We start from the raw sequence: 14,956 nt of genomic DNA on the forward strand, positions 1-14,956 counted from the left end.
CAGTATCAATGCTGAGCGCATCTTAACGGAATTGCAAAAATGATGGCGAACGCTTAACTGTTAATGCAACTTTCGCGATCACCGTCGCGACTGACTACCGGATGACCCCCATGCACGCTCCCGATACCGCCCTCGTCCTCTTCAGCGGCGGACAAGATTCGACCACCTGCCTGGCCTGGGCCCTGCAGCGTTATGCACGCGTGGAAACGATCGGCTTCGACTATGGCCAGCGCCATGCCATCGAGCTGGACGTGCGCCCGACCGTGCTGGAGAAGATGCGCGCGCTGTCGCCCGAGTGGAATGCGCGCCTGGGCGAAGACCACCTGGTCGACCTGTCGCTGATTTCCCGCATTTCCGACACTGCGTTGACGAGCAATGTCGCCATCGAAATGCAGGCGAATGGCTTGCCAAACACGTTCGTTCCCGGCCGCAACCTGCTGTTCATGACGGTGGCGGCCACCGTGGCCTACCGCCGCGGCTTGACCGTCCTGGTGGGCGGCATGTGCGAGACCGATTTTTCCGGCTATCCGGATTGTCGCGACGACACCATGAAGGCCCTGCAGGTGGCGCTGAACCTGGGCATGGCCACGCGCCTGAAGGTCGAAACGCCGCTGATGTGGATCGACAAGAAGCAGACCTGGCAGCTGGCGGAAGAGGCCGGCGGCCAGGCCCTCGTCGACCTGGTGCGTTTCGACACCCACACCTGCTACCTGGGCGAGCGCGGCGCTCGCCACGACTGGGGCTATGGTTGCGGTACCTGCCCGGCCTGCGCGCTGCGGGCACGGGGTTACGAACAGTTTGCGGCGGAAAAAGCTGCCTGATCTGAAGTGCTGCGGGCGGCGGCGCGATCGGGATCGGCGCCGCCGGATGACTTGCCTCAGGCCGTCGGGTGGCTCACCGGTTCGCTGACGGCGTGGCTCACGGGCTGGCTCATCGCCTGGCGCTTGCGCGAGCGGCTTGCCAGGTAAAGGATCAGCGCCAGCGGCAACAGCAGCGGCAGCAGGAAGGGGCACGATGGCCGCCACCACCGCGATGCCGGCGATGCACAGGGCACCCAGCACCGCGATGCCGACGCCGGCGAACACCACCGCCAGCACGACGGCGACCACGACCGCCACCAGTACCCCGATCAGCGTGCCCCCGCTTGCGAGCAGGATGCCAAGCATGGCGCCGAGCGGCCCATCGAACTCTTCGCCGTCGATGTGGAAGCTGGCGTCGCCGAAGGTAAACAGCATGTCCCACAGCAGCAGGGCGCACAGCAGCAGGATCAGGTAGGGAAGGATCTTTTTCATGGCAGGGTCCTCGAATTGGGCTGGAATGCATTCACTTTAGGGACGAGGCGCAGGCCGTGCCAGCGGACTGCGACGGATGGTGTTTTGGACGGGCCGGAGCGCAGCAGGCGCCGATGAATGCGGCCCCTTGCTCATGCATTGCCGACCTTGCAATGCGCGGCTCGGCGCCTATACTGACAGCCTGCTCTGTTGGAGGAGGGACCCCATGCATGACGTCAGCTCAATGATGAAACTGCAGCGATCCGGCTGCCACCAGATGCGGGCAGGCGGCGGGCCGAAGGGACCGCCATCGGCACCGCCCACCATCCCGCCGATCATCATCAATCCGTTCAATCGCGAGGCGCCGCGCCAGTCCAGTATCGACCCCTTGCGCACGCCCTTGCCGCCTCCGGTACGGCGGCCAGGTCTGCCTGGCATGCGCCTCCGCGCTGCCGGCCCGTAGCGGCCCGCGGCGCAGGTTTCCACGCTCCAAATTTGTGAATCTTGTGTGTCTGATATCCCATTGGCCTCTCCATTTGCACTATGATCTGTGCTTTGGGCGAAAGCCCTGCAGATGGAAGCAGTGAGCGATGAACGACGAAGAAAATAGCCTGGAAAACGGTGGCGAAGACGCCCTGGTCCAGGAAGCGCGCCTGTGGCAAGCCAACGGCTGGACCGCGCGCGTGATCAAGAACGAGGACGACGAAGGCTGGGCCGTGGCCATGTACAAGGACGGCGAGCCGGAACCGGCCCTGGTCGGCCCCTGGACCATGGGGCGCGACAAGAAAAACCCGAAGCCGCTGGACGTGAACGCCTTCCATACGCTGGTCAAGACGGCGTCCGAGGTGATCCGCCGCCACGAGCAGCACCTGCACGCGATGCTGCACAAGAGCACGGTGGTGTCGACCGAGCAGGGCGAGCTGAAAGTCACGCTCGACATCGTGCCCGACGACGACGACCCGTATGCCATGCTTGCCGCCATCGACGAGATGGGCGAGCAGGTGGCACGGGTGCGCGTGGCCGCCAGCTTCAAGCTGACGCCGGCTTCGGCCTACGCCTGGATCGAGAACGAGTTCCGCGCGCCGCGCTGAGTTCTATCACGCGGGGCCGGGCTGCCATACCCCGGCCCTGCGAATATTTACAACGATCAACGTGCCTGCGCTGGCGGCTCGCCTTCACGCCGCAACAAGGCCTCGACCAGCGCGTGCCGGTTGTACGGATCGTCGGCCAGGACAATGTCCGGCTGCACCATGACCGCGCCCGCCGCGCCCGCCGGCCGGTCGAGCACCATGCGCGGCACCAGCAGTTCCAGTCCGGTATGGGGCAGGGTGCGGCTCTGCAGGCCGCCGCTCTGGCGCGCGCGTGCATAGCCGCCGGTGCCGACGAGCTTGCCGAACCCGAAATCCTGCATGACGTTACTGAACAGCACCGCTGACGAGTAGGTCATGCCGCCCACCAGCACATAGACCCGGCCGCCGAAGCGCAGCGGATTGCCCGGCTCGGGCTGCTCCCACTTGTCGTAGTTCGCCTGGACGATGTCGCCCTCGCGTTCCGTCTCGCTGCCCCGGCCCGGCAACACCTTCTTTATATAGGCCGAGGTGTGGCGGTAGGGCGTGGTGGCGATATACGGCAAGATGCCCCGTTTCCACAGTTCGTCGTCGCCACCGCCGTTCTCGCGCACATCGATCAGCAGGGTCGTCGTGCCCGCTTCACGCATGCGCGCAAACGCCGCGGCGGTAAAGGCATGGAACTTTTCCGGATCCGGCCACAGGAACTGGTTGATGGTCAGCAGGGCGGCACGCTTGCCCAGCAGCTCGAAACGGAAGACCTGGTCGAAGTCCGCGGCGCGCGTGCCGACGACAGCTTCGGGCCGTGCCCGGCTTGCTGCGAGGGTCAGCGGTTTGCCGTCGATCGACAGGGTAAAGCGGGCCGGCGCGCCGTGGTGCTTCCAGTAGAAGAACCACCAGCGCCGCGACATCAGCTCGGCCCGGAATTGCGGCGTGTCGCCATGCGCCAGTTGCAGCAGCTTCGGCGCAAGCTGCGCCACGGGCACGCCATTGATGCGCTCGATCCGTCGTCCCGCCAGCGCGCTGCTTTTGCCGCCCAGTTCGGAACGGACGAACAGCTTGCCTTCCGGCGTCACCCGCACCTCGAAGGGGAAGAAGGCGCCGCCCGAGGCCAGGAACGCTTCGGCCTGGGTGCGCCACTCCGGCTGCACCACGGCAAAGTGGGCATCGGCGAAGGGGGGATTGAGCCGGGCCAGTACACGCCAGGCTTCGTCGCGGCCCATCGGTACGGACAAGTCCCGCCGTGCGGTGTCCAGCACCGCGTCCAATTGTTCGCGCGGGATCGACGACTCGGGCTGCGGGTGGATCTCGTCTATCGTTTTGCGGATGAACGCCACGTCCTGCTGGAGTTGCTCCACGGTGAACTCCGGCTCGGCCGCATGGACGGCGGCGCTGGCCAGCAGGCCGGCAATCAGGAGGGGAAAAGGCAGTCGCATCGAACGCTCGTGTTGTGAAAACGCCTATTGTATAGTCCGCTATTTGGGTAGGGGTTTACCTCAACCGACTGCTTGATTAAGGCTGGACCATATGCTCAATAGCGATGACCTGCGTTTCTTTTGTGCCGTGGCGAGCCAGCCGACGCTGGCGGCCACCGCGCGCCTGCTGCACGTGACACCACCATCGGTAACCCAGCGGCTGCAGGGGCTGGAAGCCAGGCTCGGCCTGCGCCTGCTCGACCGTTTCGGCCGGCGCACCAGCCTGACCGACGAAGGCCAGCTGCTGGCGGCGCGCGCCCGGCTGATCCTCGACGAAATGGACGCGCTGGCGAATGCGCTGGGCGACCGCAAGAACGACATGGTCGGTTGCCTGCGCATCCTGGCGCCGCTGGGCTTCGGCAATGCCTATGTGGCGCCGCTGGCCGCCCGCTTCCAGGCCGATCATCCCTTGCTGTCGGTCGAGCTCGAGCTGTCCGACCGCCCCAACCTGGCAACCGGCGACGGCTGGGACATCGTGCTGCACATCGGCGAACTGCGCGACTCGACCCTGCAACGTCACGTGCTGGCGAAGAACCGGCGCCTGCTGTGCGCGGCACCAACCTACCTCGAACGCCATGGCACGCCGCGCACGACCGACGATCTCCGCCACCACCGCTGCCTGATGCTGCGCGAAAACGCCGAGCACTGGGCCTGTGGCGCCTGCGTGCGCCGGGCGGTACGGGCTACGAGGCGGTGCGCATCCAGCCTGCGCTGTCGAGCAACGACGGGCGCGTCATCAAGGGCTGGGCGCTGGGCGGCTACGGCATCATCCAGCGCTCGGGCTGGGATGTCGCGCACGAACTGCGCCAGGGGAAACTGGTGCAGGTCCTGCCCGACCATGCGCTGCCGGATGCGGATATCGTCGCGCTGCTCGGCGCCCACGGCGGCCGCCGCTCGGCCCGTACCGAGCGCTTCCTCGCCCTGCTGAAGCAGGAAATCGGCACGCTGCCCTGGGAGGAATAGGCCCCTGGTCTAGCCGGCGTTGCGTTTCTGCTGTCTTGCTCTGTTCGGGCCTCCAGGAAGCTGTATGCAGCGACGATCTGCTGCTAATATTTCCACCTGGAATTAATTGTCAGGGAAATCCATGGACCGTCTCGCCCGCCTGGAAGCGGTGCAATCGATGCTGCTCGAAATCGGGCAGCTGTCGACCAGTTGCAGCGACATCAGCGTGTTTCTGCGCGCCGTACACCGCGCGCTCGGCCGCATCATGTATTCGGCCAATTTCTATGTTGCCCTGTCCGACCGCGAGGAAGGGACCGTGCGCTTCGTGTATTTCGTCGATGAACGCGATGCACTGGACGCGCTGGCGATGGACCAGACGGTGCGCCTGGCTTCTCCGGAAGAGTCGCCGACGTCCTGGGTGATCCTGAACCGGCAGCGTCTGGTGATGACGGCCGCCGACTTCGAAGCGCGCGAAGCGCAAGGGGTGTTCGGCGCGGGCAGCAACGCCGAACACTGGATGGGTTGTCCGCTGCTGGACCAGCAGCAGCAATCGCTGGGCGCGATGGTGATCCAGAGCTATACCCCGCAGCACACCTACAGCGAGGAAGACCAGGCCCTGTTCGCGGTGATTGCCAACCATGTGTCGGTTGCCCTGCAGAGCCTGCAGAGCATGGACCGGCTCGAGCGCGCCGTGCAGGAACGCACTGCGCGCCTGGCCCATGAAGTGGCCGAGCGCCGCCGCGCCGAGCAGATCCAGCATGCGCTGTACCAGATCGCCAACCTGTCGGCCAGTGCCGTGTCCACCGACGTGCTGACGGCCAGCCTGCACCGCATCATCGGCGAACTGATGGTGGCGAAAAATTTTCTGATCGGCCTGTATCACCCGGACACCCAGGAAATCAGCATCCCGTATTTCGTCGACCAGCACGATGCCGAGCCTCCGGTCAAGCGTTTCCCCTATGGCAAGGCGATGTGTTCCTACGTGCTCGCCTCACGCCAGGCCCAGCTGCACGATGCCGGCAGCTTCACGCGCCTGGTGGCGAGCGGGCTGGTCAAGGAGCCGCTCGGCAATGTCGATATCGCCAGCTGGATGGGCGTACCGATGCTGGTGCACGACCAGCCGTATGGCGTCCTGATCGTGCAGAGCTATGACCCGGCGGTGGTGTACACCAAGGCCGACCTCGACCTGCTGGCCTTCGTTGCCAGCCACGTCGCCGTGGCGATCGCGCGCATGCAGGCCGACCGCAGCATGCGCAAGACCAAGGAACTGCTGGAAGAGCAGAACGCGGCGCTGAACACGGCCCTGCAGCAGCTGCGCGAAGCGCAAGGCGAACTGGTGCGCCAGGAAAAGCTGGCTTCCCTGGGCGAACTGGTGGCCGGCGTCGCCCATGAAATCAACACCCCGCTCGGCATCTGCGTCACCGCCACCAGCCACCTCGTCGAGGAACTGCGGCTGACGCGCGCCGAGCTGGCCGCGGGCGAGATGACGCAGGAGAGCCTGGCATCCTTCTTCGACATCGTCGACCAGTCGCTGCGCATCATGACCACCAACACCCAGCGCGCGGCCAGCCTGGTGCGCAGCTTCAAGCAGGTGGCGGTGGACCAGTCCTCGGGCGACATCCGCAGTTTCAACCTGCGCGCCTACCTCAACGAAGTGCTGCTGTCGCTGCAGCCGCGATTGAAAGGGCGCCCGGTGAAGGTGGAAGTCGACTGCCCGCCGGACGTGGCGATGGAAAGCTACCCGGGCGCGGTGTCGCAGATCGTGACCAACATGGTGATCAACTCCCTCATCCACGGCTTCGAACGCGACCAGCCCGGCCATATCGCGATCCGGGTAGCGGTGGAGGGCGAGCAGGTGGCCATGTCCTACGCGGACGATGGCGCCGGCATGGACAAGGAAACGCTCGATAAGCTGTTCGACCCCTTCTTCACCACCAAGCGCGGCAGCGGCGGCAGCGGGCTTGGCGCGCACATCCTGTACAACCTGGTGACGGGAGCCCTGGGCGGGACCGTGAAAGTGGAAAGCGCGCCGGGGCAGGGCCTGCGCTACGACCTGAGCTTTCCGCGCAGCCGGCGGGCGGAAAAGGCGCCAGTGTGACGCGGAACGCCTGAAAGACGGGGTCGACGGCAGGGCGGACGGCTTCCACGCGAACGGTGCATCAACGCACCGCCGGCGCCGTCCACGCGTTCAAACGGTGCATGCATGGACGCGACCAGGCAAAGGAGTCGAACGCCTGGACAGCCACGATACTGCGAGCGTTCATGCTTGCGCGCCGTCCACCGTGCGCCGCACGCGGCGGCGCGAGCGATCAAAAGGCCGTTTTCGGGCTGAAGGCAAGATTGCCCTGCAGCTTGATCGTGCCGGCGCCCGTGGCCATGTCTTCGCCGCCGCTCAGGGTACCGCCGCCCAGGGCATTGCGGTATTTGCCGGTGCCGCCGGTGATACGGAAAGTCGCGCCGGAGAAGACGAACTTGGTGCCTTCGCCGGTCGGGACGAACTGGCCGCTATAGGTGGCGAAGAGCTGGTCGCCCGAGGTGTCCATGACGATGAATTTGCCATCGCTGAAGTTGAACAGTGGTCCCTGTGGCGTGATGCAGTCGGTGGCGATGAAGACGACCTTGCCGTACATCCGCTTGCTGTCGCCGTGGCCGGCGATGGTGCCGCCGAAATTCGCCGGACAACGTGAAGAAAACCCCACGGTTTCTTGCAAAACGCCTTCGATGGCGAAGGTTGGCTGCAACACCTGTGCCGATGCAGTGGCCGAGCTTGCCAAAAGGAGGGTAGCGGCAACGGGACCAGCAACAGCGCGCACGATGGATTTGAACATGTATCAGCTCCGAGGTAAGTTGAAGAAGGACGTGATGTTACCTATCCTGCAACACTTCGGAGATATTTTTTTGCTACTTGTGGTAAACAATAAACATATAATTGCGGCAACATTTGTTCTGTTCCGCGGGCGTGCTGGACGAGGGTGGAACCGCCAGGATGCGGCTGTGCCGTCGCTGCTTGAACGCGTAGGCGGCAGTGACGTAGCGGGACGATTGAACGGACGGGTGGAGCCGCCTACCCTACGTTGAGCGCCGGCCGCATGAAGGGTGCCAGGCTTGCCACCCGCGGCGTTCATTCACGGCGGGGAAGCGGCCAGGTTCAATCCGGCCACTGCCGGTTGATTTCCACCGCCTTGTCGATGTTCTGGATCAGCAGGTCGACGTAATACGGGTCGAGGTGCTGGCCGGCGACTTCGCGCAGGTAGTCGGTCACCTGTGGCACCGGCCAGGCGGACTTGTAGCAGCGCTCGTGGCAGAGGGCATCGAACACGTCGGCCACCGCGACGATGCGGGCGTACGGGTGGATCGCTTCGCCCTTCAGGCCTTGCGGGTAGCCGCTGCCGTCGTATTTTTCGTGGTGCTGGTGGGCGATGACGGCGGCGGCCTTCAGGATGGGGCGCGTCGAGCCGTCGAGGATCTGCAGGCCGACGGTGGGGTGCTGCTGCATGACTTCCCATTCGTCCGGGCTCAAGCGGCCGGGCTTGAGCAGCACGGCGTCGGGCGTGGCGATCTTGCCGATGTCGTGCATGGGCGCGGCGTGCATCAGGGTCGCGGTTTCATCCTCCGGCATGCCCGAAGCTTGCGCCAGCAGGTGGCAGACTTGCGCCATGCGGCGCACGTGGTTGCCGGCTTCCTGCGAACGCGATTCGACCACGTCGCCCAGGCGCAGGATCAGTTCGGCCTGGGTATCGGTGATTTCCTGGTTCAGCAGGATGTTGTCGAAAGCGATCGCCACGCCCGAGCAGAACACTTCCAGCAATTGCGAGTCGATCTCCGAGATTTCCTCGACGCCCTGCAGCACGAGCAGCGACGCCTTGCCGCTGCTGTTCGGGAAGTAGCCGACATAGGTGTCGCCGTGCAGTTTCGAGATGCGGTTGTGGCGCGCGTCGTCGAGCTGGGCCACCAGGGCCGGGTCGATGTCGTCGCCGAAGTCGCCGATCTTGGCCAGCACCTCGTACTGGCTCTCGCCGCTGATCATGCTCGCGCCCTTCAGGCGCAGCAGCATGCTCTGCTCCAGGCGCAGCAGCGCCACCACCTGCTGCAGCAGGCCGCTGGCGAAATCCTTCAGGCTGCGCTGCTTGAAGATGTGCGAAGAAGCGGCCAGTACCCGTTCCAGGCCCTCGCGGTAGTTCTGCTGCACGCGGCGTGCTTCCTCGACCTTCATGATGTCGCGGTAGGCACGCAGCGCGGCGAAGGTGGTCGTGAACAGCTTGGTGCGATCGAGCTCGGTCTTTTCCTTGTAGTCGTTGATGTCGTAGTCGACGATCACGCGTTCTTCCGGCGCCTGGCCCGGCTGGCCGGTGCGCAGCACGATGCGGGTAAATTGATTGTCCAGTTCCTGGCGCATCCAGCGCGCCACTTCCAGGCCGCTGTCCTCGCGCTCCATCACCACGTCGAGGAACACCAGCGCGATATCGCTCTCGCGCGCCAGCACTTCCTTCGCCTCGGCGCCGCTGTGGGCGTGCAGGAAGGTCAGCGCACGGCCATCGAGGCGGAAGCGGTTCAGCGTCAGCTTGGTGATGTCGTGGATATCCGGTTCGTCGTCGACGAGCAAGACCTTCCAGGGAGCGAGCTTGGGCGCGGCAGGGGACAGAAAGGACATGGCGGTTCCGATACCGTAATCAATCGAGACGAACGAACAGGAGTTTCTGCACGAACATGCAGGATGAATCGATTGTAGTATGGGTCTACGGCATTAACAACAAGCAATAGATGAAGTCCTGGTGCAACTGTCAAGGAATGTGGGGCGGATGAGTCAGGTATAGCGTTTCTGGCAGCGTTCGCAGAAAAAGCTGCGCCGGTTGGTGCGGCCGAGGTGGGCCTTGTGGAAGGGAATATTGCAGCGCGGGCAGATTTTTTTGGCATGGGCCAGCCAGTGCTGTTTCAGTACATATTCTTTTTTCCAGGCCAGGAATTCGAAACTGTACTGGCGCGCCTGCTCGACCAGGGCGCGCAGCTTGGGCGCGGGCAGGGCGCCGACCGTCGACGCCGGATGCACGCGAATGCGGAACAGCACTTCGTTCTTGATGATGTTGCCGACGCCGGAAAAGATGTCCTGGTCGAGCAGGGCATCGCAGGCCAGCAGGTCGGGCCTGGCGCGCAGCTTCTTGAGGGCGCGGCGCGGGTTCCAGGCCTCGGACATGACATCGGCCTGCCAGTCGTACAGGCTGTCGAGCTCGCCCTCGATTTCGCGTACCGAACACGCATAGAAATTGATTTCTCCGCCATCGGCCATACGTAGGAAGAGGCGCGGCGGTTTGTCACGGCGCTCGTTCACGCGGTAGGTGCCGAACAGCAGGAAATGGATGCGCACGACCATGTTCGGCAAGACAATCAGGAAGTGCTTGCCCCAGGTGCGCAGCGAGACGAGCGTCTGGCCGACCAGGCGCCCCGGGTCGATGGCGGTCGTGTTGCCGCCGGCCTCGACGATTTCCTGGCCGACGAAACGGGCGGTGTCTTCCCGCAAGATGACGAGCGATGGTCCTTCTGGCACGGTGAGCCTCCTTGTCCCCATTCTTGCCCAACTCAGGCAGGGCCGGCTGTGCGAGGACTAACAGACTGAAACAGGATTTACATGGAGGCTACCGCATGGCGCCTCGAAGCAAGGTATATTGAGTGGTTGCATGAGAAGCTAAACAAGATAGCGAAAGGAATCGCCATGAAGATTCGACACCTGGCCGTAACAAGCCTGCTGGCGCTGGCCGCCGGCGCCGCCTCGGCCGACGTGACTGTCAATTACGTGGAGCCTGATAACTTCACGGACCTGCCGTTCACGAATTGGGAGCGCGAGGCCACCCTGAAAGACCTGACGAACCACTTCACCAGGCTCGGTGCCCAGCTGCCGGCCGGACAGAACCTGAAGATCGACGTGATCGACGTCGACCTTGCCGGCCGCGAGTATCCGGGACGCGGGCCGCGCGACTTGCGCATCGTGAAGCAGATCGACTGGCCGCGCATCGACCTGCGCTACACCATCGAGCAGGATGGCAAGGTATTGCGCAGCGGCGATGCACAGTTGCGCGACATGACCTTCATGGACCGCTTCACCCGCGCCAACGAAAGCGGCTCGCTCCGATTCGAGAAACGCATGATCGACGAATGGTTCTACTCGACGATCGTGCCGCGCGAGCAGGCCGCACGGCGCTGAACGCAGCCCCGGCACGCCCCACAAACCGCAAGCCGGCGCCGCCGTGCTTGCGGTTTTTTATTGCACCCGCGGCGGTGGCCCGCCCGGGCCTGCTCCCCGGTTTTTACTCGCCACGCTTGCCGGGCTCGCGCCCTGACCGCGGCCGGGCGCCGGCACCTGTCCTTCACCTGGTAGTCGGCCGGCACCGTGAACAGCGCCGGGTCCGGTTCGCCACGCTTGAGACCTTCCGTGCGGTAGACATAGTCGCCGCTGCGCGGGTCGCTGTGCTTGGCATACACCGTCAGCTGCAAGTCGGGCGCATACCAGCTTTCGTCGGCGACGATAATCGGATTGCGGTTGCCGACTTCGCCGGCCGGAATTTCGTAGCTGCGCAGCTTGCCCTCGGCCTTGACGCCGTCGAAGTCGCGCGTGCCGAGGTCGCGGCTGACGGCCTTGCTTGCCCATTTGCCGTCTGCCGCGGCGCCGGCGATCAGCGGGCCCAGCTGGCCGAGCTGCGGACCGAGGCCGCGCAGCTCGGCGCCGAGTTCGCGCGGCAGGCGGATCACGCGCACGGTTTCACGCATGCCTTCGCGCGCCTCCCTGCCTTGCCCGGCACGTCCGGGCTCGCCACCCTCGCGCTCGATCCGGACCACGGTGCGGCCTTCGCCGCCGCGCTCGAGGGCCGGCAGGCGGCCCTCCTTGCGCAATTGCTCGACTCGCGCCCGCGCCGCCTCGGCAATGCGGGCGACATCCGGCCCCGAGGGAAGTTTTCTCGCCGTGCGTGTTTGCGGGCTCAGCAGCCAAGTTGCGTTCGCTACCGGATCCTTGATCGTCACGCTGCGCAATTCCCCCTTCGCATCGCGCACTTCGTGGCGAGTGCGGCCGGCGCTGTCGCGATAGCTGGCAGCGCTCGTGCGCTGCTCGATCCCGTTACCGTCGGCCAGTTGCTGCAGTCGCTCGGAGACGATCCGCGCGCTGTAGGGCGCATCCTTGACGGCCGCGCCATGGCCGCGCAGGTGCAGGCGCGGGACGTTCTCGAAACGCATGGCCCCGGCCATGGCCGGCGGTTCCGGGCTCTCCAGCTCTTCGGCGGCAAAGGCAGGAGAAGACAGGCAGGCCAGCAGGGCCGCCAGCAGCAATCGGTTCTTGTTCATGGTGTCCTCGGTTGTAGTGATTGGAAAGTCAGGAGCTCCTGACAAAACCGCCATAGCCGCGTTGCGGCTCCTTGCCGTACAGGCGTACTGTCCGCGTCGCCGCGCCTTGCTCTGACGGTTTTGTTAGAAGCTCCAGGTGTCATGGATCATTCGAAGGCGCCCAGGCGCAGGGCAAGCGGCTCGCCGGCCGCGTCGACCAGCATTTCGGCGCGGATGCTGTCGCCCGCGTATTCCGGATCGATCGGCAGGCCGAGTGTGGCCAATACCGTACGTGGCAGGTCGGCCGCGACCAGGCGCGGCGCGGGCTCGCGTTCGATCCGTTCGAGCGAATCGAGGGCGACAAATGCGCCGCCGTCGTCCAGGCGCAGCAGGGCGCCTGCGGATAGCCATCGCCGGCCAGGCGCGGCGGCACCAGCAGCAATGCCAGCATGGCGGCGCCCAGGCCACCGGCGAGCGCGGTGGCAATCCACTCGAGCGCGCCGAGGCGGCGGTACCGGGGCCGGCGGGAGAACTGGGCCTGGAAGGCCTGCATCAATTCCTTGTCGACGCAGCGCGGCGTGTCGACGGCAGAGAGCGCCTCGCGCAGGCCGGCCAGGCGCAGGTCGAGTTCCGCGGTGTCGCCAAGTGGGTCGGGCAGGTGGTCGGGAGGGTGTCTGGTGTCCATGATGTGATCGGTATCCGTGTCGATTCAGGCATGCTCGGCGTGGGCACGCAGGGCCTTGGCCAGGGCCGCACGTCCGCGCGCGAGGCGCGAGCGCACGGTGCCGATATCCACCGCGCAGATCGTCGCGATCTCGAGGTAGGACAGGTCGTGCAGTTCGTAGAGGATGAGGGCGTCGCGGTAGTGCGGTGCCAGCCGCGCCAGCGCCCGGCGGGTCTGTTCGGCGGACTCGTTGGCGAGCACCCGCACGAGCGGGTCGGCGTCCCTCGCAGGGCAGGTCGATCTCGTCCGCGTCGCCGTCGGCGCCGGTTTCCCTGGGCGGGCAGGGCGGCTTCGCGCCGGCGCCCTTCCTCCTGCTTCAGGATCAGGAGGCGCACGACGCCGAACAGGAAGTTGGGCAGGGAGCCGCGCAGCGGGTCGTAGGCGAGGCGTCCGTTCAGGAGGCCCATGAAGGCTTCCTGCACCACGTCGGCGGCGGTGCCGCTGGCGCTGGCGCGTAGCAGCGCGAAGCGGTACAGCGGTCCCCGGTGGCGCCGGTACAGCGCGGCGAAGGCCGCGGCCTCGCCGGCGCGCATGCGGCGCAGCAGTTCATCGTCGGAAGTGGAGGGCGTGATGTTCATGGGTGGTCTCTTACCCATATTCCAACTCAGCGCCCGGAAAGTTCCAACTATTTTGCTGGCCGGGAGGCAAGGAGGGGCGGCTGGCCTGGCGCGGGCGGCCGGCGGCTGGCGCCGTGCATGCCGGGAGATCCTCGGCTCCGTATGCGGCGCGCAGCGTCTGCTTGACGGAGCGCGGCGGCACCGCGGCGCCTGTGGGAGGTGCGCCGTCGATCCAGCTCAGTCGATCCAGCTCAGTCGATCCAGCTCAGTCGATCCAGTTCACCCGCTCGAACTTGGTGCGGAACTCCTCGGGCATGGCGACGACCTGGCTGGTCTTGTAGTTGTAGAAGACGAAGCCGGACTTGGCCATGGCGACGAGGGCCTTGTCGCGCGGGCGCGTGACGCGGAAGGTGATGTCGCCGCCGTACTTGTTGAAGTCCATGACGCCGACCTCGAACAGCAGCTGGTCGCGCGCATGGGCTTCGGCCCGGTAGGTGGTGGCCAGGTCGGTGACGATGATGCCGGTGCCGTCGCGCTCGGTTTCGGCGACACCGAACTCGAACAGGAAGCGTGCGCGCGCCTCGGAGATCATCGAGATCATCGAGTCGTTGCCGAGGTGGTTGGCGGCGTTGATGTCGGTGACGCGCACCGTCAGCGGCGTGGAATAGTAATACTGGTCTTCGGGGAAGTGGAGGTGTAGTCGGGCCATGGGGCGATTCTACCCCGAGCTGCCGCGGGCGATGCGGAAGATGCGCCCGGCCGCACTGACCACGTACAGCTCGCCCGCGCCGTCGCGCCCGAACGAGACGACCTGGGTGGCGCTCAAGCCCCAGTCGCGCTGCTCGACGACCCCGGCGCCGGTGGCGAAGAAGCTTTTCACGAAGCCGCGGCAGAAGTCGGAATAGAAATAGCGTCCGACCAGTTCGGGCAGGGCCGTGCCGCGGTAGACGTAGCCGCCGGTGAGCGAGCAGCCGTTGACGTCGTTCGCGCCGTGTTCGTATTCGAAGACGGGCAGGGTCATGCCCGTGCGGTCGCAGCTGGCGGCGTTGTAGCAGATGCTGCCTTCCATGATGTCCCAGCCGTAGTTCAGGCCGCCCTGGGAAACGGCGGCGATGTCGACTTCCTCGCGCGTATCCTGGCCGACGTCGGCAATGTAGAGCTGTTCGCCGTCGAAGCTGAAGCGCCATGGGTTGCGCAAGCCACTGGCCCAGATTTCGGGACGGCGCCCGGCCTGGTTGACGTAGGGGTTGGTGGGCGGAATGGCATAGGGCTGGGCGACGCTGGCATTGCGCACGTCCACGCGCAGGATCTTGCCGAGCAGCGAATCGAGGTTCTGGGCATTGCCGAAGGGGTCGCCGGCACCGCCGCCATCGCCCGTGCCGGCATACAGCATGCCGTCCGGCCCGAAGGCGACCTGGCCGCCGAAGTGGTTGTCGAACTGCGGATGGGCCACGCGCAGGATGGCCAGGGCCGAGGTCGGATCGCCCACGTCGGGCAGCGGCGAGCTGGCATAGCGCTCGACGACGATGTTCTGCGCGAGGTCGGTGTAGTACAGGTAGACGTAGCCGTTGCGGGCGAAATCCGGGTCGAAGGCCATCGACAGCAGGCCGCC

17 protein-coding genes and 2 pseudogenes are annotated in these 14,956 nt (G+C 65.6%); 8 read left to right on the forward strand and 11 right to left on the reverse strand.

The genetic code is table 11. From position 1 onward, the window contains the following. The first annotated feature begins 110 nt into the window (after nucleotides 1-110). Entirely contained in the window at nucleotides 111-821 is a 711-nt protein-coding gene (gene queC, locus G4G28_RS03195; RefSeq protein ID WP_183108031.1) for a 7-cyano-7-deazaguanine synthase QueC, read from the forward strand. 56 nt (nucleotides 822-877) lie between these two features. Here queC and G4G28_RS03200 read toward each other — a convergent pair whose 3' ends face one another. Next, nucleotides 878-1,054: a hypothetical protein gene (locus G4G28_RS03200; RefSeq protein WP_183108032.1), complete on the reverse strand. Its 177-nt coding sequence runs from the start codon at nucleotides 1,052-1,054 to the stop codon at nucleotides 878-880. 443 nt (nucleotides 1,055-1,497) lie between these two features. On the opposite strand from G4G28_RS03200, the gene G4G28_RS03205 reads away from it, so the two are divergent. Both G4G28_RS03205 and G4G28_RS03210 read left to right on the forward strand, forming a co-directional pair. Beyond that, complete coding sequence (locus tag G4G28_RS03205; RefSeq protein WP_182990819.1) at nucleotides 1,498-1,734, forward strand: hypothetical protein; 237 nt, start codon at nucleotides 1,498-1,500, stop codon at nucleotides 1,732-1,734. A 127-nt stretch (nucleotides 1,735-1,861) separates the two neighbouring features. Next, nucleotides 1,862-2,362, forward strand: a complete 501-nt coding sequence (locus G4G28_RS03210) for a hypothetical protein (protein ID WP_182990820.1) — start codon at nucleotides 1,862-1,864, stop codon at nucleotides 2,360-2,362. 56 nt (nucleotides 2,363-2,418) lie between these two features. On the opposite strand, the gene G4G28_RS03215 is transcribed toward G4G28_RS03210, so the two are convergent. Then, nucleotides 2,419-3,774 carry a S41 family peptidase gene (locus G4G28_RS03215; RefSeq protein WP_182990821.1) on the reverse strand — a complete coding sequence of 452 codons (1,356 nt, stop codon included), beginning with the start codon at nucleotides 3,772-3,774 and terminating at the stop codon, nucleotides 2,419-2,421. A 91-nt stretch (nucleotides 3,775-3,865) separates the two neighbouring features. Here G4G28_RS03215 and G4G28_RS27355 point away from each other — a divergent pair. The 3 genes and pseudogenes from G4G28_RS27355 to G4G28_RS03225 form a co-directional block, all read left to right on the forward strand. After that, nucleotides 3,866-4,402: pseudogene (locus G4G28_RS27355) on the forward strand (LysR family transcriptional regulator); the annotation flags it as partial. Nucleotides 4,403-4,506: 104 nt separating this feature from the next. Continuing rightward, on the forward strand, nucleotides 4,507-4,776 hold the full coding sequence (locus tag G4G28_RS27360) for a LysR substrate-binding domain-containing protein (RefSeq protein ID WP_267875268.1): 270 nt from the start codon (nucleotides 4,507-4,509) through the stop codon (nucleotides 4,774-4,776). 121 nt (nucleotides 4,777-4,897) lie between these two features. Further along, the gene (locus G4G28_RS03225) at nucleotides 4,898-6,853 is read left to right on the forward strand and encodes a GAF domain-containing protein (RefSeq protein WP_182990822.1); all 1,956 of its coding nucleotides are present in this window, start codon (nucleotides 4,898-4,900) and stop codon (nucleotides 6,851-6,853) included. 211 nt (nucleotides 6,854-7,064) lie between these two features. Here the strand turns inward: G4G28_RS03225 and G4G28_RS03230 are convergent, their stop codons facing one another. Continuing rightward, nucleotides 7,065-7,385 carry a hypothetical protein gene (locus tag G4G28_RS03230; RefSeq protein WP_182990823.1) on the reverse strand — a complete coding sequence of 107 codons (321 nt, stop codon included), beginning with the start codon at nucleotides 7,383-7,385 and terminating at the stop codon, nucleotides 7,065-7,067. Between G4G28_RS03230 and G4G28_RS03235 the strand changes: the two genes are divergently transcribed. Next, on the forward strand, nucleotides 7,363-7,833 hold the full coding sequence (locus tag G4G28_RS03235; protein WP_182990824.1) for a hypothetical protein: 471 nt from the start codon (nucleotides 7,363-7,365) through the stop codon (nucleotides 7,831-7,833). The genes G4G28_RS03230 and G4G28_RS03235 overlap by 23 nt on opposite strands. A gap of 70 nt (nucleotides 7,834-7,903) precedes the next feature. Here the strand turns inward: G4G28_RS03235 and G4G28_RS03240 are convergent, their stop codons facing one another. After that, nucleotides 7,904-9,406: an HD domain-containing phosphohydrolase gene (locus tag G4G28_RS03240; protein WP_182990825.1), complete on the reverse strand. Its 1,503-nt coding sequence runs from the start codon at nucleotides 9,404-9,406 to the stop codon at nucleotides 7,904-7,906. 153 nt (nucleotides 9,407-9,559) lie between these two features. After that, a complete protein-coding gene (locus G4G28_RS03245; RefSeq protein WP_182990826.1) occupies nucleotides 9,560-10,297 on the reverse strand; it encodes a DNA-formamidopyrimidine glycosylase family protein in 738 nt (245 codons plus the stop codon). A gap of 165 nt (nucleotides 10,298-10,462) precedes the next feature. Here G4G28_RS03245 and G4G28_RS03250 point away from each other — a divergent pair, with 165 nt between their 5' ends. Beyond that, the gene (locus tag G4G28_RS03250; protein ID WP_182990827.1) at nucleotides 10,463-10,951 is read left to right on the forward strand and encodes a DUF3016 domain-containing protein; all 489 of its coding nucleotides are present in this window, start codon (nucleotides 10,463-10,465) and stop codon (nucleotides 10,949-10,951) included. Here the strand turns inward: G4G28_RS03250 and G4G28_RS03255 are convergent. From G4G28_RS03255 to G4G28_RS25190, 6 genes and pseudogenes are all read right to left on the reverse strand, one after another. Then, a complete protein-coding gene (locus tag G4G28_RS03255) occupies nucleotides 10,909-12,084 on the reverse strand; it encodes a hypothetical protein (protein ID WP_183108033.1) in 1,176 nt (391 codons plus the stop codon). The genes G4G28_RS03250 and G4G28_RS03255 overlap by 43 nt on opposite strands. Nucleotides 12,085-12,223: 139 nt before the next feature. Beyond that, nucleotides 12,224-12,748, reverse strand: a complete 525-nt coding sequence (locus tag G4G28_RS03260; RefSeq protein WP_183108034.1) for a hypothetical protein — start codon at nucleotides 12,746-12,748, stop codon at nucleotides 12,224-12,226. Between the two features lie 24 nt (nucleotides 12,749-12,772). After that, complete coding sequence (locus G4G28_RS27725; RefSeq protein WP_275944332.1) at nucleotides 12,773-12,988, reverse strand: sigma factor-like helix-turn-helix DNA-binding protein; 216 nt, start codon at nucleotides 12,986-12,988, stop codon at nucleotides 12,773-12,775. A gap of 170 nt (nucleotides 12,989-13,158) precedes the next feature. After that, nucleotides 13,159-13,383: pseudogene (locus G4G28_RS27730) on the reverse strand (RNA polymerase sigma factor); the annotation flags it as partial. Nucleotides 13,384-13,609: 226 nt separating this feature from the next. After that, entirely contained in the window at nucleotides 13,610-14,053 is a 444-nt protein-coding gene (locus G4G28_RS03275; protein ID WP_182990830.1) for a thioesterase family protein, read from the reverse strand. A 9-nt stretch (nucleotides 14,054-14,062) separates the two neighbouring features. After that, entirely contained in the window at nucleotides 14,063-14,941 is an 879-nt protein-coding gene (locus G4G28_RS25190) for a sorbosone dehydrogenase family protein (RefSeq protein WP_229507876.1), read from the reverse strand. Between the last annotated feature and the right edge of the window lie 15 nt (nucleotides 14,942-14,956).

It is taken from the genome of Massilia sp. Dwa41.01b (assembly GCF_014171775.1).
Lineage (GTDB): Bacteria > Pseudomonadota > Gammaproteobacteria > Burkholderiales > Burkholderiaceae_D > Telluria.